Origin of the sequence: Lentibacillus salinarum, from assembly GCF_042679865.1 — a bacterium.
Classification (GTDB): Bacteria; Bacillota; Bacilli; order Bacillales; family Amphibacillaceae; genus Lentibacillus; species Lentibacillus salinarum.
Map to the genome: position 1 here is coordinate 1 of NZ_JBHTNH010000053.1, position 19,175 is coordinate 19,175.

General features: G+C 47.9%; 20 protein-coding genes and 1 pseudogene. 16 read left to right on the forward strand and 5 right to left on the reverse strand.

The annotated features are described in order from the left end of the window. The first annotated feature begins 511 nt into the window (after window positions 1-511). From ACFQ4A_RS16735 to ACFQ4A_RS16775, 9 genes are all read left to right on the forward strand, one after another. Window positions 512-1,315 (forward strand): flagellar hook-basal body protein, encoded by an 804-nt coding sequence (locus tag ACFQ4A_RS16735; protein ID WP_382402538.1) that lies wholly within the window; start codon window positions 512-514, stop codon window positions 1,313-1,315. Between the two features lie 10 nt (window positions 1,316-1,325). After that, on the forward strand, window positions 1,326-2,156 hold the full coding sequence (locus ACFQ4A_RS16740) for a flagellar hook-basal body protein (protein WP_382402539.1): 831 nt from the start codon (window positions 1,326-1,328) through the stop codon (window positions 2,154-2,156). 81 nt (window positions 2,157-2,237) lie between these two features. Beyond that, entirely contained in the window at window positions 2,238-2,627 is a 390-nt protein-coding gene (locus ACFQ4A_RS16745) for a DNA-directed RNA polymerase subunit beta (RefSeq protein WP_382402540.1), read from the forward strand. A gap of 104 nt (window positions 2,628-2,731) precedes the next feature. Then, on the forward strand, window positions 2,732-3,151 hold the full coding sequence (gene fabZ, locus ACFQ4A_RS16750; RefSeq protein WP_382402541.1) for a 3-hydroxyacyl-ACP dehydratase FabZ: 420 nt from the start codon (window positions 2,732-2,734) through the stop codon (window positions 3,149-3,151). 169 nt (window positions 3,152-3,320) lie between these two features. Then, window positions 3,321-3,647, forward strand: coding sequence for a DNA primase (locus ACFQ4A_RS16755; protein WP_382402542.1), 327 nt, complete (start codon window positions 3,321-3,323; stop codon window positions 3,645-3,647). A 344-nt stretch (window positions 3,648-3,991) separates the two neighbouring features. Beyond that, on the forward strand, window positions 3,992-4,492 hold the full coding sequence (locus ACFQ4A_RS16760; protein WP_382402543.1) for a competence protein ComK: 501 nt from the start codon (window positions 3,992-3,994) through the stop codon (window positions 4,490-4,492). Window positions 4,493-4,629: 137 nt separating this feature from the next. Further along, the gene (locus ACFQ4A_RS16765; RefSeq protein WP_382402544.1) at window positions 4,630-5,568 is read left to right on the forward strand and encodes a TetR/AcrR family transcriptional regulator; all 939 of its coding nucleotides are present in this window, start codon (window positions 4,630-4,632) and stop codon (window positions 5,566-5,568) included. Between the two features lie 24 nt (window positions 5,569-5,592). Next, the gene (locus tag ACFQ4A_RS16770) at window positions 5,593-6,459 is read left to right on the forward strand and encodes an efflux RND transporter periplasmic adaptor subunit (protein ID WP_382402545.1); all 867 of its coding nucleotides are present in this window, start codon (window positions 5,593-5,595) and stop codon (window positions 6,457-6,459) included. Further along, window positions 6,456-9,515: an efflux RND transporter permease subunit gene (locus ACFQ4A_RS16775; protein WP_382402546.1), complete on the forward strand. Its 3,060-nt coding sequence runs from the start codon at window positions 6,456-6,458 to the stop codon at window positions 9,513-9,515. Before ACFQ4A_RS16770 ends, ACFQ4A_RS16775 begins: the two co-directional genes overlap by 4 nt. 119 nt (window positions 9,516-9,634) lie before the next feature. Here ACFQ4A_RS16775 and ACFQ4A_RS16780 read toward each other — a convergent pair whose 3' ends face one another. Further along, complete coding sequence (locus ACFQ4A_RS16780) at window positions 9,635-9,823, reverse strand: hypothetical protein (RefSeq protein ID WP_382402547.1); 189 nt, start codon at window positions 9,821-9,823, stop codon at window positions 9,635-9,637. Window positions 9,824-10,087: 264 nt separating this feature from the next. Between ACFQ4A_RS16780 and ACFQ4A_RS16785 the strand changes: the two genes are divergently transcribed. Further along, on the forward strand, window positions 10,088-11,041 hold the full coding sequence (locus tag ACFQ4A_RS16785) for a nuclease-related domain-containing protein (RefSeq protein WP_382402548.1): 954 nt from the start codon (window positions 10,088-10,090) through the stop codon (window positions 11,039-11,041). Window positions 11,042-11,106: 65 nt separating this feature from the next. Here the strand turns inward: ACFQ4A_RS16785 and ACFQ4A_RS16790 are convergent, their stop codons facing one another. Next, window positions 11,107-11,481: a hypothetical protein gene (locus ACFQ4A_RS16790; RefSeq protein WP_382402549.1), complete on the reverse strand. Its 375-nt coding sequence runs from the start codon at window positions 11,479-11,481 to the stop codon at window positions 11,107-11,109. A gap of 109 nt (window positions 11,482-11,590) precedes the next feature. On the opposite strand from ACFQ4A_RS16790, the gene ACFQ4A_RS16795 reads away from it, so the two are divergent. Both ACFQ4A_RS16795 and ACFQ4A_RS16800 read left to right on the forward strand, forming a co-directional pair. Then, the gene (locus ACFQ4A_RS16795) at window positions 11,591-11,881 is read left to right on the forward strand and encodes a hypothetical protein (protein WP_382402550.1); all 291 of its coding nucleotides are present in this window, start codon (window positions 11,591-11,593) and stop codon (window positions 11,879-11,881) included. 123 nt (window positions 11,882-12,004) lie between these two features. Further along, window positions 12,005-12,325: a hypothetical protein gene (locus ACFQ4A_RS16800; RefSeq protein WP_382402551.1), complete on the forward strand. Its 321-nt coding sequence runs from the start codon at window positions 12,005-12,007 to the stop codon at window positions 12,323-12,325. 165 nt (window positions 12,326-12,490) lie between these two features. Here the strand turns inward: ACFQ4A_RS16800 and ACFQ4A_RS16805 are convergent, their stop codons facing one another. The 3 genes from ACFQ4A_RS16805 to ACFQ4A_RS16815 all read right to left on the reverse strand — a co-directional run bounded on the left by ACFQ4A_RS16805 (window position 12,491) and on the right by ACFQ4A_RS16815 (window position 14,563). Beyond that, window positions 12,491-12,922, reverse strand: coding sequence for a threonine/serine exporter family protein (locus ACFQ4A_RS16805; protein WP_382402552.1), 432 nt, complete (start codon window positions 12,920-12,922; stop codon window positions 12,491-12,493). Window positions 12,923-12,992: 70 nt separating this feature from the next. Next, window positions 12,993-13,730 (reverse strand): threonine/serine exporter family protein, encoded by a 738-nt coding sequence (locus ACFQ4A_RS16810; RefSeq protein ID WP_382402553.1) that lies wholly within the window; start codon window positions 13,728-13,730, stop codon window positions 12,993-12,995. A gap of 404 nt (window positions 13,731-14,134) precedes the next feature. Next, window positions 14,135-14,563: a DUF2935 domain-containing protein gene (locus ACFQ4A_RS16815; protein ID WP_382402554.1), complete on the reverse strand. Its 429-nt coding sequence runs from the start codon at window positions 14,561-14,563 to the stop codon at window positions 14,135-14,137. 139 nt (window positions 14,564-14,702) lie between these two features. Between ACFQ4A_RS16815 and ACFQ4A_RS16820 the strand changes: the two are divergent. From ACFQ4A_RS16820 to ACFQ4A_RS16835, 4 genes and pseudogenes are all read left to right on the forward strand, one after another. Continuing rightward, window positions 14,703-14,912, forward strand: a pseudogene (locus ACFQ4A_RS16820) (ABC transporter permease); the annotation flags it as partial. Further along, window positions 14,909-15,094, forward strand: coding sequence for a hypothetical protein (locus tag ACFQ4A_RS16825; protein WP_382402555.1), 186 nt, complete (start codon window positions 14,909-14,911; stop codon window positions 15,092-15,094). The pseudogene ACFQ4A_RS16820 and the gene ACFQ4A_RS16825, both read left to right, overlap by 4 nt. Window positions 15,095-15,312: 218 nt before the next feature. Then, on the forward strand, window positions 15,313-16,389 hold the full coding sequence (locus tag ACFQ4A_RS16830; RefSeq protein ID WP_382402556.1) for a glycosyltransferase family 4 protein: 1,077 nt from the start codon (window positions 15,313-15,315) through the stop codon (window positions 16,387-16,389). A gap of 1,064 nt (window positions 16,390-17,453) precedes the next feature. Continuing rightward, window positions 17,454-18,914 carry an APC family permease gene (locus tag ACFQ4A_RS16835; RefSeq protein ID WP_382402557.1) on the forward strand — a complete coding sequence of 487 codons (1,461 nt, stop codon included), beginning with the start codon at window positions 17,454-17,456 and terminating at the stop codon, window positions 18,912-18,914. The last annotated feature ends 261 nt before the right edge of the window (window positions 18,915-19,175 follow it).

Genomic DNA, 19,175 nt, shown 5'->3' on the forward strand with positions numbered 1-19,175 from the left:
TAAACTGTTATTATCAAATCATAGCCAAATTTCAAAAATGGGTATTCCCATTATCGGGAGGGTGTTTTTTTGCGTTTTTTTGAGCAAAAATCCCATTTTCGTATAAAAAGGAGGATAAAAAGGACCGGTAGGCTAAGTTCGCAACGTCCTGTTGCAACGCCGACACTAGCACGTCCTGTGCGTCGAAAGTTCGAGGCGGCGCCGTTTCGAGCACAAGAAAAGCTTCACTGAAATCGCATCGCACGCAGGAAAAGTGGTTTTCTTTTCCAAGCAGCGGGCTTCCACAGGATGTGGTGACTTCTGCAGTTGGCTATTGACGTGGGCGGTCTTAGCAGAAGGTCCCCTGCGCCTTTAGATACATGAGCAGCGGAGAAACAAGCCAACGAGCTTCCACAAGATGTGGTGACTTCGACGTTCGACACAGGACGTGTCGGTATTTAGTCGAAGGTCCCCTATTCGACGTGTCATTTTTACCGGACCTTTTGAACAACCTCTAAAGGGGGTTTACCAATTGCTGAGAGGGTTTTACACCGCGGCCAGTGGAATGATTTCCCAGCAGCGGCAGCAGGAGGCGTTATCCAATAATATTACCAATGCACAGACGCCGGGCTATAAAGCAGACCAGCCCGCATTGCGTGCGTTTCCGGAGTTATTAATGCATCAGATGGGCAACCATCATGTGCCAACCGAACGCGGCCTGAATTTTCCGGCGCAGCAGCCAATTGGCAGCCTGAATACCGGAGCATATGTCCAGGAAAACATACCGGATCATGGGCAGGGGGATGTCCGTGAAACGGGTGTATTTACAGACATGGCGCTCGTCAACGGTGATCTTCCCGACGAAACAGGCGGGCTTTTCTATACCGTGCAAAATGCGGACGGCGAGGAGCGCTACACCCGGAACGGCAACTTTACGGTTGATGGGGAAGGTTTTCTCGTCACCACCCAAGGCTATTACGTGCTGGATGAAGCGGGAACACCGATTCAGACGGATGGCATGGAATTCACGGTAACAGAGGACGGCATGTTGCAGACACCCGGGGAAAACATTCCGCTCGGTATCGCGTATACGGATAATGTCCATGACTTGGCCAAAGAAGGTGACGGCCTGTTTAACGGGGAGGCTGACGCAGTGCCGGCCGGAGCGACTTATACAGTACAACAAGGTGCGCTCGAGCAGTCGAACGTGGATGCAGCCGAGTCGATGACCCAAATGATGGAAGCGTACCGTCTATTTGAAACCAATCAGCGGGTGCTGAAGGCTTACGATGAAAGTATGGGAAAAGCCGTCAGTGAGATTGCCCGTTTAGGCTAGGAGGGATTGGATGTCGCGAACAATGATTCAAGCAGCCGTGACAATGAATCAGCTGCAAAATAAATTGGATGTCGTTGGCAGCAATTTGGCGAACAGTCAGACGAACGGTTACAAAACGCGACAGGCGGATTTTTCCTCCTTATTGTTTCAGCAGATCGATAATATGACCGATCCAGCGAATGGGGAAGGCCGTCTGACCCCGGATGGTGTGCGCGTCGGATCAGGTGCCAGACTTGGATCCGTCAACATTGATCTGACACCGGGGACTGTTCAGGAAACTGATCGGGCACTCGACACCGCCTTATTGGAAAAAAATCACCTGTTCCCGATTCAAGTCACCGAAAATGGCGAAACTGAAACCCGGTATACCCGTGATGGCTCCTTTTACATAAGTCCGGTTAATGGTGGTCAGGATGTCATGCTCACGACAAAAGATGGACATCCAGTATTGGGGGAAAACGGCCCGGTCATCATAGCAGAAGGTTTTGACGACATGACGATTCAGCCGAATGGACAAATCGCCGTCCAGCGTGGTAATGTAACGGAAAATGCCGGGAATCTGGCTGTTACAGAAGCGATGCGTCCGCAATTGCTAGAGGCAACCGGTGATAACGGATTCCGCTTACCGGATCTCGACGAATTGGGTTTGGAATTTGCCGAAATCATGCAGCCGGCTGATGTGAATGGGGATATTCTACAAAGTGGCGCATTGGAACAGTCGAATGTCGATCTTTCCCAACAATTAACAGACATGACGACGACTCAGCGGTCATATCAATTTAATGGCCGGACGATTTCCATGACCGATCAAATGATGGGACTCGTCAACCAGCTGCGATGACCCGACATATCGTGGTGCTGCCATAATGACACCGGCAGTCATGACCGTTAAGCAACAAATGGATGTGAGGAGAAACAAGCCATGGCAACAGATCAGAAGGAAAGAGCCGTAACCGGACAAAACAGCCAGCAAACAGCAGATCAGGAGAAAGAACAGTTTCCGGAAGTACAACCGGACGATCGAGAAAACAACCCATCCCGCGAGCAAAAACAGCAGCAGGAAAAGTCTTCAGAAAAAACAACGCGGAAAGAACAGAAGAAAAAGCAAAAGCAAGAAAAACGGCAAAACAAAAAACCACGCCGCCGTATTTTTCCAATCTGGTTGCGGATTATTGTCGTGCTTGTTTTTTCGGCAGCCGCATTAGTTGCCGGATTAATGATTGGCTATGGAATCATCGGGGACGGCAACCCGACAGATGCGCTGGAATGGGACACGTGGCAGCATATTATCGATATCGTCGCCAAAGAATAGCAGCCCATATGCCTGTGGGTGCACACGTCCGGTTGACGACTCACATTCCCGCTCAATCTCTGTTATCATGCTAGCAACGTACATACCGTGAAGGAGCGATCCACATGGATAATCAACAAATTAAAGCAACGATTCCGCACCGCTACCCGTTCCTGTTGGTTGACAAAGTGACCGAAATGGAAGAAGGCAAGCGGGTTGTCGCACTTAAAAATGTTACCGCGAACGAACCGTTTTATCAGGGCCATTTTCCCGATTACCCGGTCATGCCAGGCGTCCTGATTGTTGAAGCACTGGCCCAGACCGGAGCGATTGGTGTCCTGGGCATTGAGGCAAATCATGGCAAAATCGGTTTTCTGGCCGGTCTTGATAAGTGTCGCTTCAAACGGCAGGTAAAGCCGGGTGACCAGCTGCAATTGGATGTTGAGATTACCCGTTTAAAAGGACCGGTCGGCAAAGGCAAAGGCATCGCCACCGTTGACGGCGAGGTAGCCTGTGAAGCGGAGATTACGTTTGCCGTACAATAAATGAATTCCCCGCCATAAGCTGGGGAATTTTTTGTTGGCAGCATTTTAACAATACCGTTAGCCGTCTCAACAGCGTTCAACCCTCCGAAATGATTTTTAAAAAAAATCGTATCACTTTGGCTAAACTGGTTAAGCTAAAAGCGAAAGTGAACAATAAAGGAGGGACACAATGATACAGCAAAAATGGCTCATAAAAATCGGTGCACCGATTTTGGCGCTGTCGTTGGTTGCTGCTTGCGGAAATGACAACCAGGATGATCCGGTTGGCGAAGATGATGAAGCGCCATTAAACCAAGAGGAAGATTCCCCTGATATGAATGGTGATGACCAGGATGATCCGCAGCTTGACAACGACGACAATGGCACGAATGAAGATGGAACAGATACGGATCAGGGCGACAATAACGGTGATGACCTTGATATGAATGACGACGACAACGATGACAACATCCTCGATGATGACGACAATGATGACAACGATAACAACAATCAATAGGCATGACCTAAAATCCCCTTATTCAGGTAAGGGGATTTTTTCATAAGATCAGAAAGTATAACATTTCAAGTGGAGTCTTCAATTCGTGAAATCGGCTGGTTCGCCGATTTCTTCAAGTCTGACTTCCGGCCTCTGACCTCTGGAAAGACGAGGCGGCAGCCGAGTTTTTCTTATGTTGAGCATGGCAATGGCCCCACCCAATTTTCCCCTCATCTAATAAAAGGTGAAGTTTTTAGAAAAATATAATAGATAAACCACTGTAAACATAGTACAATGGTCTTATGAAAAAAACAGAATATACCAATTTGTCAATTTATACCGTACTGACAGGGGGGGGGATTTCAATGGGAGGAAAATGGTCACCACCAGTTTACGTTGTTAGTAAGCAAACAAAAGCGATTTTAACGAAGGATTCTGCTTATTACCGTTCCCGTATTTTGGAAATTACACGTGAGCGGCATTCTGTCTACCGTCCCGAGCAAATTATCGATCACGCATGTGTCATAAATGGTTCAACACTCGCAGGACGGCGTGAATCAGTGAAGGGTCTGCTAAAATTGAACAGTAAAGTACCGGTGCCGGTCATTCCCGATCGTGGTGTTTACATGCTGCCGACTTCCTCCATCAAAAATAAAGACAATGTATGGCTTTCCTTTTACCACATCGATTATTTTGAACAGCGTGATGACAGGACATATGTCAAATTTCACGATGGAACCGGATTGTATGTCAAAACGTCCGAAACCACATTTGATATGCAATATAAACGCACCAGTCAGATCATTGCCAAGCTGAATCGCCCACTTTTCTTCGGGAACCGCCCATTTGTATGGCGACCGGTGTGAAGTTCTCTTGAATAGGGACAACGGCCATCAGCAGGAATAATTTTTCCCGCCGATTTTGCTTGCTTTCAATCGATGATACATGTAGAATGGAAAAATGACTGACTGGTTAGTTCAGTTATGATCTGCAGCCAGCCGGAATGTATTCTGCAGTAACGGGCAGCAGTACGATGGACCTTGGAGACGCCTGCCCGGAAAGGAAACTAGGTGGTTATTTGAATCCGAAAAAATTAAAGCTGATTGAGGCCGGAATGAAGTTATTTGCCGAGAAAGGTTATCATACGACATCGATTGAAGCGATTGCTGCCGAAGCTGGGGTGTCAAAGGGTGCATTTTATTTACATTTCCACTCCAAAAAAGACTTCATCATGACAGCATTTCACTATTATCATCAGGAGATCAGTGCCCGGATTAAACATGTGCAACAACAGGGCCTGGCCCCGCGCGACAGCCTCGCACAGCAAATCGGCGTTGTGACCAAATACATTTACAAATATAAAGACTTTCTGACGATGCATCTACGGGAAAATATTGCGATCGGCCAAAGCACAGATGCGTTCATCCAGCAAATGCAGCTGGAACATTTTAACTGGCTGCGGTACAACGTAAAAAAAATTTATGGCAATTCAATGGAAGCTTATTATCCGGATATGATTATTCAGCTGGAAGGGCTGATGAACGGCTATTTTAAATGGATTATTATTGACGGTATTGAAATCGATTGGAACCATTTGGGCGCCTATCTCGTACGAAGGATGGATGATATGGTGGATGGCATGCTCAAGCGTGAGGAAGCCCCACTGGTGACGCAAGGCCATATCCCTGATTGGTATCAAGGTGATGCAGACGTGTCGGCTATATTAATGGCCATGCAAACGAAAATTAGCACATTGGATCTGCCGGATGATAAGGCCGATCAACTGCATGAGGTGATCACCATGCTGTTACATGAAACAGGCAAAGATGAGCCGCCAAAACCGATGATTCAGGGATTGCTTGTCCATTTTCAGCGCATCCCAGATTTTGTATCGGAATGTCAGGAAATGGCCCGGCTTTTACATATCGATTTATTGGATTAAAACTAGAGAAGAGGAGTTTCAGCCATGCGAAAAATAGGTTTAAGCATTGCAGTCATCATACTGCTGGGGATTCTCGCTGCGTGCAGTGAGGAAACGGAGGACAATGACGATCAGGAAGAGCAGGCAATCGCTGTTGAAACGGCGGAAGTGGTCAAAGATGATCTGGTCATTGAAAAATCACTGTACGGCCGTACGGAGCCGGACAAAACAACCCCTGTGATGGTACAGAGCCCGGGGGAAGTGACCGAACTGGAAGTGGAAAACGGGGACACGGTGGAGGAAGATGACCATCTGGCCACCATCCAGGGTGCCGCCGGAAACCAGACCATTTACGCGCAGACAGATGGCGAAATTGCCAACTTGACTGTTGAAGAAGAGGAGATGGCATCCGATTCCGATCCGCTCATGGTCATTGCTGATTTTGACACGATGACACTGACGTTTACTGTCACAGCTGGGCAACAGAACCAACTTGAGACAGATGACACCTATACCGCTGTCATTGATGATCAGGAATACGATGTAGATATCACTTCTATTAGCCAAATGCCTGATGATACGGGCCTTTATCCAGTCGAAGCGTCCGTTGATAATGATGATGGTGATATTTTATCCGGCATGATCGCTAAGCTAATCGTACCGGAGAAAAAGGTGGATGATTCGCTGATCCTGCCGACAGAAGCTGTTGTCACCGAAAGCGGTGAGACGTTCGTTTATGTCGTTGAGGACAACAAAGCGGTGAAAAAGGACGTGACCATCCAAGAGAGCCAATCGGTGTCGACCGCTGTGGAAGGCGACATCCAGGAGAGTGATCAAGTCGTTGTTAACGGCCTTCTGACCTTGTCGGACGGTATGAACGTCAACGTCGTCCAAGAGGAGGATAAGTCGTGAAACTCGTCAAAACATCTGTCAAACGGCCTGTCGGTGTGATCATGATCGTTCTGGCGATTATTGCGCTCGGAACGGTCTCGCTGCGTAATTTGAATGTCGATTTATTTCCGGAAATCGATTTGCCGATTGCTGTTGTAGCCACATCGTATCAAGATGCCGCACCAGAAGAAGTGGAAAATTTAATCAGCCGTCCGGTCGAATCCTCTGTCAGTTCCGTGGAGGGGATTGATACGGTGCAGTCGCAGTCACAAGCCGGCAGTTCCCTTGTGATGATGATGTTCAACAATGGAACGGATCTCGACCAGGCACTGCTCGATGTCCGGGAAAGTGTTGATCAGGTGAAAGGAACGCTCCCTGATCGCGCCGGTGACCCCAGCGTTCTTAGATTCAATCCGGATCAGATGCCGCTCATGTGGGTCAGCCTGACGGGTGATGATGCAGCCGAGCTGACGCAAGTGGCGGATGATCAGATCGTGCCGTTTTTTGAACGGCAAAATGGGGTGGCGTCCGTCACCGTTGAAGGGGCAAAAGAGCGGGAGATCCAGATTGAGCTCGATCAGGCTAAACTCCAACAGTATGGTGTGACAGCCGATACGATCACACAGGCGTTGAACAACTCGAATCAGTCGTCATCCGCCGGCGTGGTGGAAAAGGGCAGCAAGGATTTACAACTGCGCGTAACCGGCGAATTCGAATCAGTTAATGATATCAAAGACACGCTTGTGCAAACCCAAACAGGTGAAACCGTCCATGTCGATGAATTGGCTGACGTCAACGACACATACAAAGAATCGTCAGGCGAAAGCATGGTGAATGGCGAGCAGGCTGTTGTGCTGTCGATTATGAAAAAAACGGATGCCAATACAGTGGAAGTGGCCGACAATATCAACGCGAGCATGGATGAAGTCAAGGAAGATCTGCCATCAGGGATGAGCACGGAAGTCGTTATTGACACATCCGACTATATCAATATGTCGATCAGTTCGGTCGTGCAAAATATCCTAATGGGCGGTATTATTTCATTTCTCATACTACTGTTGTTCCTGAAAAGTTTCCGGGCAACGATTGTCATTGGTCTGTCGATTCCGATTGCTATTATTTCGACGTTTACGCTCATCTATTTTACCGGCGAGACGCTGAACGTGCTGACACTTGGTGGTCTGGCACTCGGCCTCGGGATGATGGTCGACAGTTCAATTGTCATACTTGAACATATTTACACGTACAGGCAGCGGGGCTATTCGCTGACGCAATCAGCCATTAAAGGGGCGTCGGAACTCACACCGGCCGTGATTGCATCAACGACCACGACATTGGTTGTCTTTTTGCCGATGGTCTTTGTCGAGGGGATTGCGTCTGATCTGTTTACCCCGCTAGCCATGACCGTCTCGTTCGCTCTGATCGCATCATTGGTTGCAGCCGTGACCCTTGTGCCGATGCTGTCGTCGAAACTGCTCGTTAAAGCAACGGAAGACAGCGGACGGCGTTATTGGTTCAACCGTTTTCTCGACCGGGTGAACAATGGTTACCGAGCCGTTCTAAAATGGGTGCTGGGACACCGAAAGACGACTGTCTTTGGAACGCTGGCCGTCATTGTTGGAAGTCTGGCACTTATCCCGATGATCGGCGCGTCCTTTATGCCGTCATCCGACCAGGGACAGCTTCAGGTGACTGTCGAAACAGAGACCGGAAGCTCCCAGGCGCATACGCTCGATGTGGCCGATGCTGTCAATGAAAAACTGGGCGCTTATGATGATGTGATCGAAACCACCTATCTGAACGTTGGGGGCGGTGGTGAATTTGCGACAGCCGGCAACCAGGCAACCTATATGATGCAGCTGGTACCGCCGGATAACCGATCGAAAACAACTGATGACGTCGTCCAATCGTTGAACGAGGATCTGGCGTCAGTGCCTGGCGCGGAAATCTCTGTCATGGCAACCGACAGTGCTTCCGGCTTGGGTGATCCGGTGCAAATCAGTTTAAGCGGGCCGGAACATGACGTCCTGCAAGATTTGGCCAATGACGTGACGACCGCTATTTCGGAAGTGGACGGTGTGCATAATGCCACTTCTTCAGCCGAAGAGGGCACACCGCAAATGCACATTAACATCGATTCCGAACAGGCCGCCATGTATGGTCTGACGGAACAGCAGATCACCGGGCAGATCCAGCTGCAATTCACCGGCCAAACAGCTGCCCAGTATCGTGAAGACGGCAGCGAAATGGACGTGACGCTCATGTACCCGGAAGATGAGCGCAGCACGATCAGTGATTTGGAAGATATGACTATTCAATCGGAAAGCGGCGCATCCGTCCCGCTGACAACACTGGTCACTCTGGAAGAAGCACAAGGACCGGCGACATTGCAGCGCGATAATCAGCAGCCACAGTTGAATGTGACATCAGAAATCGCCGGCCGCGATCTTGCCAGCATTACCGGTGATATCCAGGACCGCTTGGATAACATGAGCCTTCCTGAAGGTTACAGTTATGACATCGGCGGCCAGGCAGAGGACATGGCCAGTTCGTTTGCCGATCTGTCCATTGCCCTGGTCTTCTCAATCTTTCTTGTTTATGCCGTCATGGCTGTGCAGTTTGAAAACTTCCTGTTCCCGCTGATCATTATGTTTTCACTGCCAGCAACGGTTGTCGGGGTTCTGCTGGGGCTGTTCGTTACCGGACTTCCGCTCAGCATACCAGCCTTTATCGGCATTATCATGCTCGCCGGGATTGTCGTCAACAATTCGATTGTGCTCGTCGACTATATTAATATTTTGCGGCGAGAAGAATACGGCAAAGATCGCTATGAAGCCATTCTCGAAGCAGGCACCAACCGTCTGCGGCCGATCCTCATGACGACGCTGACGACAATTTTGGCAATGGTACCACTGGGACTCGCACTCGGCGAGGGCGCGGAAATGCAGCAGCCGCTTGCCGTCACCATCATTTTCGGTCTGGCAATCTCAAGTATTTTCACATTGCTGCTCATTCCGGTCGTGTATACGCTCTTTGACGATTTGACCGCCAAAATCACACGCCGAAAAAAAGCATAAATATGATTGGAGAAAGCTCCCTGCCGTGGCAGGGAGCTTTTGTTTGGTAGTGCGCGCGCCAGAAATTCGCGCGACAGCCGGACCAGATCGCGCAACATGCGCATGATTTCGCGCGACACCTAGCCAAATTCGCGCAATCCCGCCACGAAATCGCGCAATCGCAGCTTCAGATCGCGCGACGAGCATGCTATTTCGCGCAGTAACCATGGGAATTCGCGCAGTCCCGCCACGATTTCGCGCGACAGCCAATGGGGATCGCGCAATCCTTGCAAAAATTCGCGCGACAGCAGTGTGAGATCGCGCAGCAAGCAGTTTGTTTCGCGCAGTAATCATATAATTCCGCGCGACGCCCAACCCAGATCGCGCGAGCAACCATATCATGTCGCGAATGACATTACTTTGTGCAAAACACCATCAAATTACGCGATAATCTTTATTTATTAATCGTTCAAAATTCTTCTTAATGCAATTTTTTGACAGTCATTGAAAAAACATTTCTTCAAACTATACAGTTTCCTATGTAATTGTGCTATATTTGAGTCACCCCTAAAAACTAAATAAAGGAGCTTATTATGAGAATTAAATTCCGCATTATACCTCTTCCACTCCAAAAATACGATGCTGTTATTCCCAGAATGCCACCGCAATTTCCTAAACTTCCTGAGTTAAAAGAGAATGCCAAAAAGCTAAGTAGTGGTTATTCAGGCGAATTAAAAGTAGACTACCACCTTGGAATGTTAGTGAACAGCTATACCATTCTTGACGATGTCTACCTCCATATTCATGGTAGCAATTTTCAAATTGATTCTCTTGTTGTTACCAATCATGCCATTTTCATTGTTGAAGCAAAAAATTACAAAGGAACCATTACGTTTGATACGGTCCTCAAACAACTTATACGAAGCGATGGTAAAATTGAATCCGGTTTCGAGTACCCCATCACCCAAGTGGAAAATCAGACATATCATCTCCGGAATTGGCTCCAGCATCATAACCTTTCACATATTCCAATTTTTTATGTTGTCGCAATAGCTGACCCTGAAACCGTCATAAAGGTGGATGGAAATCGAGAAGAAATTGGTAAAGTTGTTGCACATGCCGCGCGCATTCCCAAAATGATCAGAGACAAAGATGACGCATTTGCTCAGGCGGGTAAGCCCAAGATTGAGGACTATAAAATCGGGAAGTTGATTTTACGTGAGTGTCGGGATTTTGATATAAACGTTATGCGTCACCACGAAATAACGCGTGAAGACTTACTACCTGGCGTTATTTGTTCCGGATGTGGCATGCGGGGGATGAAACGAATACACGGCGGATGGCTCTGCAAAAAGTGCAGACAAAAAAGCCACAATGCACACAGGAATGATCTTGCCAATTATTTATTACTATATGGCTCAATCACGAATAAAGAATGTATGTGGCTGCTGGGGCTGACATCCAGAAGTACAGCCACCAGAATCTTGCAGAAAAGCGGACTGGTTTATGTAAAAGAATGTAAATGCTGGACCAAAAGAAGAAAATGACTCATCACTGGGTCGCGCGGCACCAAGCCAAAATCGCGCGACGAGCATGCTATTTCGCGCAGTAATTACGGAAATTCGCGCAATCCCGCCACGAAATCGCGCAGCACGCGCACGATTTCGCGCAACACCCAGCCCGGATCGCGCAGCACGCGCATAATTTCGCGCAACACCCAGCCAAGATCGCGCAGCACGCGCACGAAATCGCGCGACACCCAGCCCGGATCGCGCAGCACGCGCATAACTTCGCGCAACACCCAACCAAGATCGCGCAGCACGCGCACGATTTCGCGCGACACCCAGCCAAGATCGCGCAGCACGCGCACGATTCCGCGCAACACCCAACCAAGATCGCGCAGCACGCGCATAATTTCGCGCGACACCCAGCCAAGATCGCACAGCACGCGCACGATTTCGCGCGACAACCAATCAAATTCGCGCAACAAACCATTACTCTACGAAACATATTTTAAACCGAATCCAATCTGAATCGTTTTCCCCTTCCTGAAATATGCTATGATAAGGAGAGTAATCTTGAATGGAGGCAACATCATGTCATTGTCCAGAATGATGAAATGGATAACCGGTGGGTGTGAAGCTTTTCTTGGTATCCCGATTGTCGGTGGCTCTTTTATTTTGAGCACAACGTGGGGTGCCCTGCTTGCGATGTTCATCCTGCATGTGATCACATTGCTCATCACACAAAAGGAGAAAGGGAGCATCGCAGGAAGTGTGATCGGCATGGTGACATCATTTGTCGGGGTTATCCCGATTATCGGCATGATTATGCACATTGCTACCGCTGTCGTGCTGCTGATTGATGCTGGAAAAAATGAAAGCTAATACTACATTTTTCCGTTCTTATGGAAGAAATTGAATTTTATGTTAAAGTTTATGGACAGAAGAAAGCCGTAATGATACTATAGACTCATATATTGTAAAAAATATGAATAAGGAGGTGTTAATTTGTCACCATCTCGGATTTTGAAGTGGGTAACGGGTGGATTCGAAGCATTCTTGGGGATTCCGGTCATTGGCGGGTCATTCATAGTAGGTCTTGTTTGGATACCACTTGCAGTCATGTTAATTTTACATATTATCACACTTGTGATGACGAAAAAAGATGGCGGAGCAACGACAGGAAGTATTTTGGGGATAGTAGCTTCTTGTATAGGATGGATACCGGTTGTAGGTATGATTATGCATATTCTTTCAGCGATATTCTTAATGCTTAACGCTGCAGCAAGTGATAATGAAGTCGAGGATCACTCAGCAGCTACTGAATAATATTAATGTTCCAGCAATCATATTTTACAAAAAAGACTTGTTACATGTCAGCGTGTACAGGTCTTTTTCAAAAGATAATGTTGGACGACGTTTTAATACCGATATCGCCTAATGCGCCGATTTCCTCCTATCCGACATAAGACCCCTGGCATCTGAAAACACGCGTCAGCGTTTTTTCCGCTTGTACATCAACTGGTTAGCCACTTCAGAAAACATCAGTCCGATTGCAATGGCTCCGGCGAGCAGCATGACTTTAGCCGATAATTGAACAGCTGTATAGTAATCATTTTCGACAAAATGCCGCATCGCATCATAGGACACACCACCGGGGACGAGCGGGATTATTCCGGATACGCTGATGGTGATCACCGGCATTTTGAACGATTTCGCACAAAGCTGGCTGAGCACCCCGGCAATCATCGCACCGAATAGTGTTGCCGGCACCACATCCATGCCTCCGGAGCTGAGCATATAATACAAAATCCAACCCACCATACCGACCAATCCGCATTGGATGAGCGCGTTTTTCGGTGCATTGAACAGAACACCAAACCCCGCAGCAGCCATGAAACTGGTGATAAGTTGAAAGATTATCATAAGAACATCTCCCTTAAAAGCTTATTCAAAAACCCTTTCATAGAAAACGCGCACCCATCGCATAAGCACACTAAAAGGCGAACACAACTGCAATGCCCGCCCCAATTGCAAAAGCAGTCAGAATTGATTCCACACCTTTGGAAACGCCCGCAACCAAGTGACCCGCTATTAAGTCGCGCACCGCGTTGGTAATATGCAAGCCTGGAACGAGCGGCATTACGGCGCCGATGATCACTTTATCCAAATTCAACCCCAACCCGATTGCGAGCAAAAGTATCGCCAGCAGCCCGATCACAAAAGATGCCACAAAATGGGCAACGAAACTTATCGCCACCAATTTTGCCGCTCCGAGCATCACAGCATATCCAATGCCACCTGCCAAAAAGGCCGGTATGATATCAGGCCAATCGCCACCAAACATATAGGAAAAACTTCCGCTCACAAAAGCGGCAGCCATAATCTGCATCCAATAAGGAAACGTTAAATTTTCCTGATCGACGTCAGCCAATCGATTCAGCGCCTGATCGATTGTCAGGTGACCGGCTGCGATATCGCGGGAAATGCGGTTGACTTCCACGATCTTGTGCAAGTCGGTCGACCGGTGCTGAATGCGTGTGAAGTTAGTGATATCAGCAAAATCAGCTGAAAAATGAATGCCTGTCGGTGTGGCATAACTTTGCGCATTTACCAGTCCGAATGCGTGCGCAATTCGGTTCATCGTATCTTCCACCCGATAGGTTTCCGCGCCGCTTTCTAGCATAATTTTTCCCGACAGCAGGCACACTTTCGTTATCTGCACACGATTCATAGCCACCGCACCACCTTTCTGTTCATATTATAATGGTTATGGTAGGTTTATGGAAGTTGCTCTGCCGATTACCACCCCCTGTCATAACTATAATCGTATCCCAACACAAAAAAGTGGCATCATTTTAAAAAAACATGCCACCTTTTTCTGTCTGTTTTCGATTGTAGGGGTACAACCCATCCCATCCCTCCGGTAAACGTGAAAAATTGAGCGAAGGACAGTGCCTTTGTGCGACCGGCATAAACACGCGCGGCAGCAACACCCAAACGTGCGAGAGACCCCTGAACCCGCGCGATAACAGCACAAAACCCGTGCGAGAGATCCCTGAACCAGCGCGGCAGCACCACCCAAACGTGCGATAGATCCGCGAACGCGTGCGACACCTCGCCCAACTAAGCTTGAACCTATTGCTGGTCGTACAAAATGGTTTGGGCGATACCAATAAAATATTCCGATTCATCAATAATGTGATCGATAACAACTTTGGCTGTGTGGTTCCCGGAAACAGCCGAACTGTCACTTTTAACCTGTCTGCAAAACTGGATAAACGCTTCCGACTCCTGAAGTGAGAATGACACAAGGTCGAGTACTTGCTGATTTAGCGTTGGCGAAATGTGATGATGGCTTCTTATGACCGACTCGACGAACCGTTTGACATGCTGGTGGCTAGCATCGAGCTCTTCTTCCCAGCGTTTCAGAGCATCAACATACTTATCTTCCAAATTCGTGACCAATTCCCGCATGACGACGGTATGCTCGGCTTCCTGCTGTTTCCAGAATTCCGTTTCATCCAGAACCCTGAGCGGCATTTGACTGCCATAGTAAAATTGCATCTCCCAGCCTCCTAATATATGAAATCTTTGTCCAATAATATGTATGCCGTTTACGGGGAGGTTATGATTTTAGTTACGGCCAGGACGGGCTTGATATCATCTTGTGATTACTGAGAAATGACATTTTTCAAATTTAAAAACGCTGGAAATTGTCGTCAGCTATTTGCTCGGGTTTGGTTTGTTCATCATCATCCAGGCGATCATCGTGGCTTCTTACTGGATTTATGTGCTGGATATGTACATGGCCGGATCGTTTTTGGCTGTGCTCATCATCGCATTTCTGTTGGCCATTTCAGCATTGAGCCTTGGAACACTGCTGTCGGCTTATGCCAAAAATGATCTCAGATGATCCAGTTTAATCCGCTCGCCATCGTGCCCCAAGTCTTTTTCTCAAGGGTTTTCCTGATTGAGTCTGTTGATTGTATTCATGCCATCGGGAAAATCAAGCCATTAACCTATGGAGCGGACGCCTTGAAAGCAATCATGATACGTGAGGGATTATCTGCTGTCACCAGTGATATGACAGCTTAGATCGCCGTTTCCGTTGGTTTTATCTTTCTGAATATCCTGGCTCTCAAACGCCACCGGACTTTGTAAGGCCGTCGACACAGCCGCATGCCGGGACGCATCGAAACGAGCGGAGAATCCTGCGGCGTCTGTCGATTCATTTGCCCTGTCAACAGCCATTCCGCTATAATTTAAACAACACAGCATTGCTCGACCTCAGGAAAATATCAAGGAGACCCAATATGTTCAATTATAGCGATTTGGCGATCGCGTTTTTTATCGCACTCGTGTCGACATTCTTATTAACCTATCCCGTCAAACAACTGGCGATTAAACTGAAGGCGGTTGACCTGCCGAATCATCGGAAAATCCATACCAAAGTGACCCCGAGATTGGGTGGCCTGGCTATATTTATGGGGGTTTTGCTGGGTGGCCTTTATTTGCATCCGCACCATGAGCATTTGCCGGAAATGGTCCTTGGGGCAATTGTTATCCTGATTACCGGCGCCCTGGATGACCGCTTTTCCATCCGACCCGTCATCAAACTGACCGGCCAGCTCATCGCCGCGTCATTTCTTATTTCATCCGGCCTGATTATCGAACGGATTACACTGCCAGTGATCGGCATGGTCGATCTCGGTTTCATGAGCGTGCTGATTACGGTACTCTGGATCGTCGGCATTACCAACGCGATTAACCTGATCGACGGACTTGACGGGCTTGCCACAGGTGTTACAACGATCGCGCTCGCAAGTATGTTCATTATGGCTATCATCGACGGACAAGCTCTGGCCGCTTCGCTGTGCATCGTTCTGATCGGGGCGAACATCGGCTTTTTGTATCACAATTTTTACCCGGCCAGGATTTACATGGGCGATACCGGGTCAAATTTTCTCGGCTACATGATGGCGGTCGTGTCGATTGTAGGGTTGTTTAAAAATATCGCCCTGTTCAGCTTTATCATACCGGTTATCGTGCTGGCAGTGCCGATTTTTGATACGTTATTTGCGATTGTCCGCCGCGCCTATCATAAAGAACCGATCATGATGCCGGATAACAAGCACATTCACTATCAGCTGATTAGAGCAGGATTCAGCCACCGGAAAACCGTCATGATTATATATGCATTTAGTGCATTATTCGGCGTTTTAGCTATTCTTTTCTCCTATGCCAGTTTATCAATCGGCATGATTGTTACGATTTTCGTCCTTCTCCTGCTGCAAATTTTCGCGGAACTTGGCGGCCTCGTCATGGGCGGGAAGAAGCCCGTTTTGGATACGGTGGGTAAATTGTTTCGGAAGCGGGAGAGGGATCAGTAACCGCATTGTTAGCTAAAGGTGCTCTGGTTGCTTTTGATGAATTTGCACATGCAATTGGTCAGGAGGCAAAAGACAAAGGGATTACAGAAGAAGAGCTGCTTGCGGAAGGAGATGTGGATTGAACGAAAGGGGAACTGAACTCAGCGTTTTTTGTTGATTCAAATGTGCTTATTTCCAGCATTGCTTTCAGAAAAATCACCCTGCCGACAAGTGATAAGCGTCATTATCCGAAATCAACAGCTTACTTTGTGCACCAAATCATTACAAGAAATCACGCGTGTTTTAAATAAAGAAGTTCCTTGGTAAAATAGCCGAGTGGGATGACGAGCCTCGATTTTGAACTAGCGTATACCCCAGAGGAAACCGCCCTAATTGATGTACCATATATTCGAGATGCTGAAGACCTTCCTATATTAATTTCTGCTATAGATGCTAAACCAGATATGTTCGTGACAGGTGACAAAGACTTTTATACGGAGGAAATTCAAGCGTATTTGTATGTTCGGACACCTCTGATTTTCTCCATATTTTTACATAAGGTTATAAACTTAACAGAACTCGTAATAATGAGCAATCATTCTTTTATCAGTTAATCTTCCCGTGATCGCAACCGCTGATAAATATCGGCCGGGATCCATCTGTTGCCGAAGCCCCGTACGTACACCAGATCAGATTCCTTTTTAAAAATGATACGAAGACCTTGCGAGGGCTTCCCGAAATCGTGCGAGAGCGGCCCGAATCGCGCGAGGGCGGCCCGAAGTCGTGCGAGGGCGTCCCCAAATCGTGCGAGAGCACCCCCGAACCGCGCGAGGGCGGCCCGAAGTCGTGCGAGGGCGTCCCCCAAATCGTGCGAGAGCACCCCCGAACCGTGCGACACACAAACATATAATCCAAAATCGATCAAAACTAGCCAAAATCAAACTTGACCATCATCCCAAGCCTCAAATTTACCAAATTTATACCCAATACCATGCATTTCCACCGTCACACGAATTTTGCGAAAACACGCGGGTTTTGATATAAATGGAGGGTATCACAAAACGAGACCAAAAAGGAGACGAAACATGGAAGAGCGTACAACATTGAAGAAATCCTTAAAGCCGCACTGGGTCTGGGCGATAGCGCTCGGTTCCTCGATTGGCTGGGGCGCGTTTGTGCAGCCGACGACCTGGATGTCGACAGCGGGGCCACTGGGTGTCATTCTCGGATTCGTTATCGGTGCGCTGCTGATGATGCTGATTGCTGTCAGCTATGGATTTCTCATTAAAAGCTTTCCAGTATCTGGCGGCGAGTTCGCTTATTCGTATATCAGTCTGGGACGCACGCATGCGTTTATCAGTGGATGGTTTTTGACGCTTGGCTATTTATGTATTGTGGCATTGAACGCATCCGCATTTGCTTTAATGGTTAAATTCGTTTTCCCGGCTGTGCTTGAAAACATGCACATGTACACGATTGCCGGCTGGGACGTTTATTTTACGGAAGTGATCATCGCATCGGTTTTATTGGGGGTATTCGGTTATTTTAATGTAAAAGGGTCCAGTTTTTCGGGCCGCATGCAATTTGTGTTCTGCTCGGTCATGGTTCTTGGTGTGCTTGTCATCACCTTCATGGTCGGGGCTCAGCCTGGAGCGGGGCTTGCTAATGTCGAGCCATTGTTCCCGACGGATACCACAGCTTTTGCCGCTATCATTTCCATCGTGGCCATTGCACCGTGGGCCTATGTCGGGTTTGACAACGTCCCGCAAGCTGCCGAAGAATTTCGCTTCTCATCCAGAAAAGCGTTCACCTTGATCATATTGGCGATATTTTTTGCTGCACTGCTTTACAGTCTGATGATTATCGCAACAGCCATGATTGAACCGTGGCAGCAGCTCGTCGGTCAGGAAGAAACATGGGGAACCGGTGCGGCGATTCAGGGACTGCTCGGCAATATGGGGCTCGTCGTTCTGGTGACCGCATTGACGATGGGCATTTTTACAGGTTTGAACGGGTTTACTATCTCATCCAGCCGTCTGTTATTCGCCATGTCCCGGGCCAAAATCATCCCGGCGGTCTTTTCCAAACTGCATCCAACCTATAAAACACCATATGTCGGGATCATTTTCACGGTAGTCATTGCCATGCTAGCACCTTGGTTCGGTCGCCAGGCACTAACGTGGGTGGTTGATATGTCGTCTGTTGGTGTAACGATCGCTTATTTTTATACCTGCTATACGGCTTTCACATTATTCAGGCGGTCCAAGGGCAAAACATTCAATCCGAAAAAACACGTCATTGCACCAGGGAAGAAAACACTCGCGGCGTTCGGGATGCTGGCAAGTGTCGTATTCCTAGGCCTATTGCTGATCCCAGGCTCACCGGCAGCATTGGGGATTGAATCATTCATCGCACTCGTGATTTGGATTGTGCTCGGTGTCATCTTTTATTTTGCGAACCGTAAAGAATTGAAGGAAATCCCGAAAGAAGAACTCAACTATCTGATCTTAGGTAATGAGAAAATTGAAGCGAATAACCGGGGATAAGCAGTATTCAAACGAGACAAAGGAACGGGATCACTCTCACCTCTGTCTCGCTGTTCAACCGAAAATAGGGGGGAACCAAAAGACTAAAATTTGGCAGGCAATCAGAAATCTTGCTTTGTTTTTTTAAAAATTTCCCCAGGGTCCACGCTTAAGAGATGATTAGACATGAAGCGAGACTTAACATGGCAGGAAGAACGGGGATCTATGGTTTTCGGCTAAAAAATTCAATTTTCACTGGAAATTGGCAGGATTTAATCACAA

What these genes read in the sequence shown, in the direction of transcription:
- ACFQ4A_RS16740 (WP_382402539.1), top strand. Translation starts at nt 1,326, where the DNA reads ATGTCGCGAACAATGATTCAAGCAGCCGTGACAATGAATCAGCTGCAA.
- ACFQ4A_RS16745 (WP_382402540.1), top strand. Translation starts at nt 2,238, where the DNA reads ATGGCAACAGATCAGAAGGAAAGAGCCGTAACCGGACAAAACAGCCAG.
- fabZ (WP_382402541.1), top strand. Translation starts at nt 2,732, where the DNA reads ATGGATAATCAACAAATTAAAGCAACGATTCCGCACCGCTACCCGTTC.
- ACFQ4A_RS16755 (WP_382402542.1), top strand. Translation starts at nt 3,321, where the DNA reads ATGATACAGCAAAAATGGCTCATAAAAATCGGTGCACCGATTTTGGCG.
- ACFQ4A_RS16760 (WP_382402543.1), top strand. Translation starts at nt 3,992, where the DNA reads ATGGGAGGAAAATGGTCACCACCAGTTTACGTTGTTAGTAAGCAAACA.
- ACFQ4A_RS16765 (WP_382402544.1), top strand. Translation starts at nt 4,630, where the DNA reads ATGTATTCTGCAGTAACGGGCAGCAGTACGATGGACCTTGGAGACGCC.
- ACFQ4A_RS16770 (WP_382402545.1), top strand. Translation starts at nt 5,593, where the DNA reads ATGCGAAAAATAGGTTTAAGCATTGCAGTCATCATACTGCTGGGGATT.
- ACFQ4A_RS16785 (WP_382402548.1), top strand. Translation starts at nt 10,088, where the DNA reads ATGAGAATTAAATTCCGCATTATACCTCTTCCACTCCAAAAATACGAT.
- ACFQ4A_RS16795 (WP_382402550.1), top strand. Translation starts at nt 11,591, where the DNA reads ATGTCATTGTCCAGAATGATGAAATGGATAACCGGTGGGTGTGAAGCT.
- ACFQ4A_RS16805 (WP_382402552.1), bottom strand. Translation starts at nt 12,922, where the DNA reads ATGATAATCTTTCAACTTATCACCAGTTTCATGGCTGCTGCGGGGTTT.
- ACFQ4A_RS16810 (WP_382402553.1), bottom strand. Translation starts at nt 13,730, where the DNA reads ATGAATCGTGTGCAGATAACGAAAGTGTGCCTGCTGTCGGGAAAAATT.
- ACFQ4A_RS16815 (WP_382402554.1), bottom strand. Translation starts at nt 14,563, where the DNA reads ATGCAATTTTACTATGGCAGTCAAATGCCGCTCAGGGTTCTGGATGAA.
- ACFQ4A_RS16825 (WP_382402555.1), top strand. Translation starts at nt 14,909, where the DNA reads ATGATCCAGTTTAATCCGCTCGCCATCGTGCCCCAAGTCTTTTTCTCA.
- ACFQ4A_RS16830 (WP_382402556.1), top strand. Translation starts at nt 15,313, where the DNA reads ATGTTCAATTATAGCGATTTGGCGATCGCGTTTTTTATCGCACTCGTG.
- ACFQ4A_RS16835 (WP_382402557.1), top strand. Translation starts at nt 17,454, where the DNA reads ATGGAAGAGCGTACAACATTGAAGAAATCCTTAAAGCCGCACTGGGTC.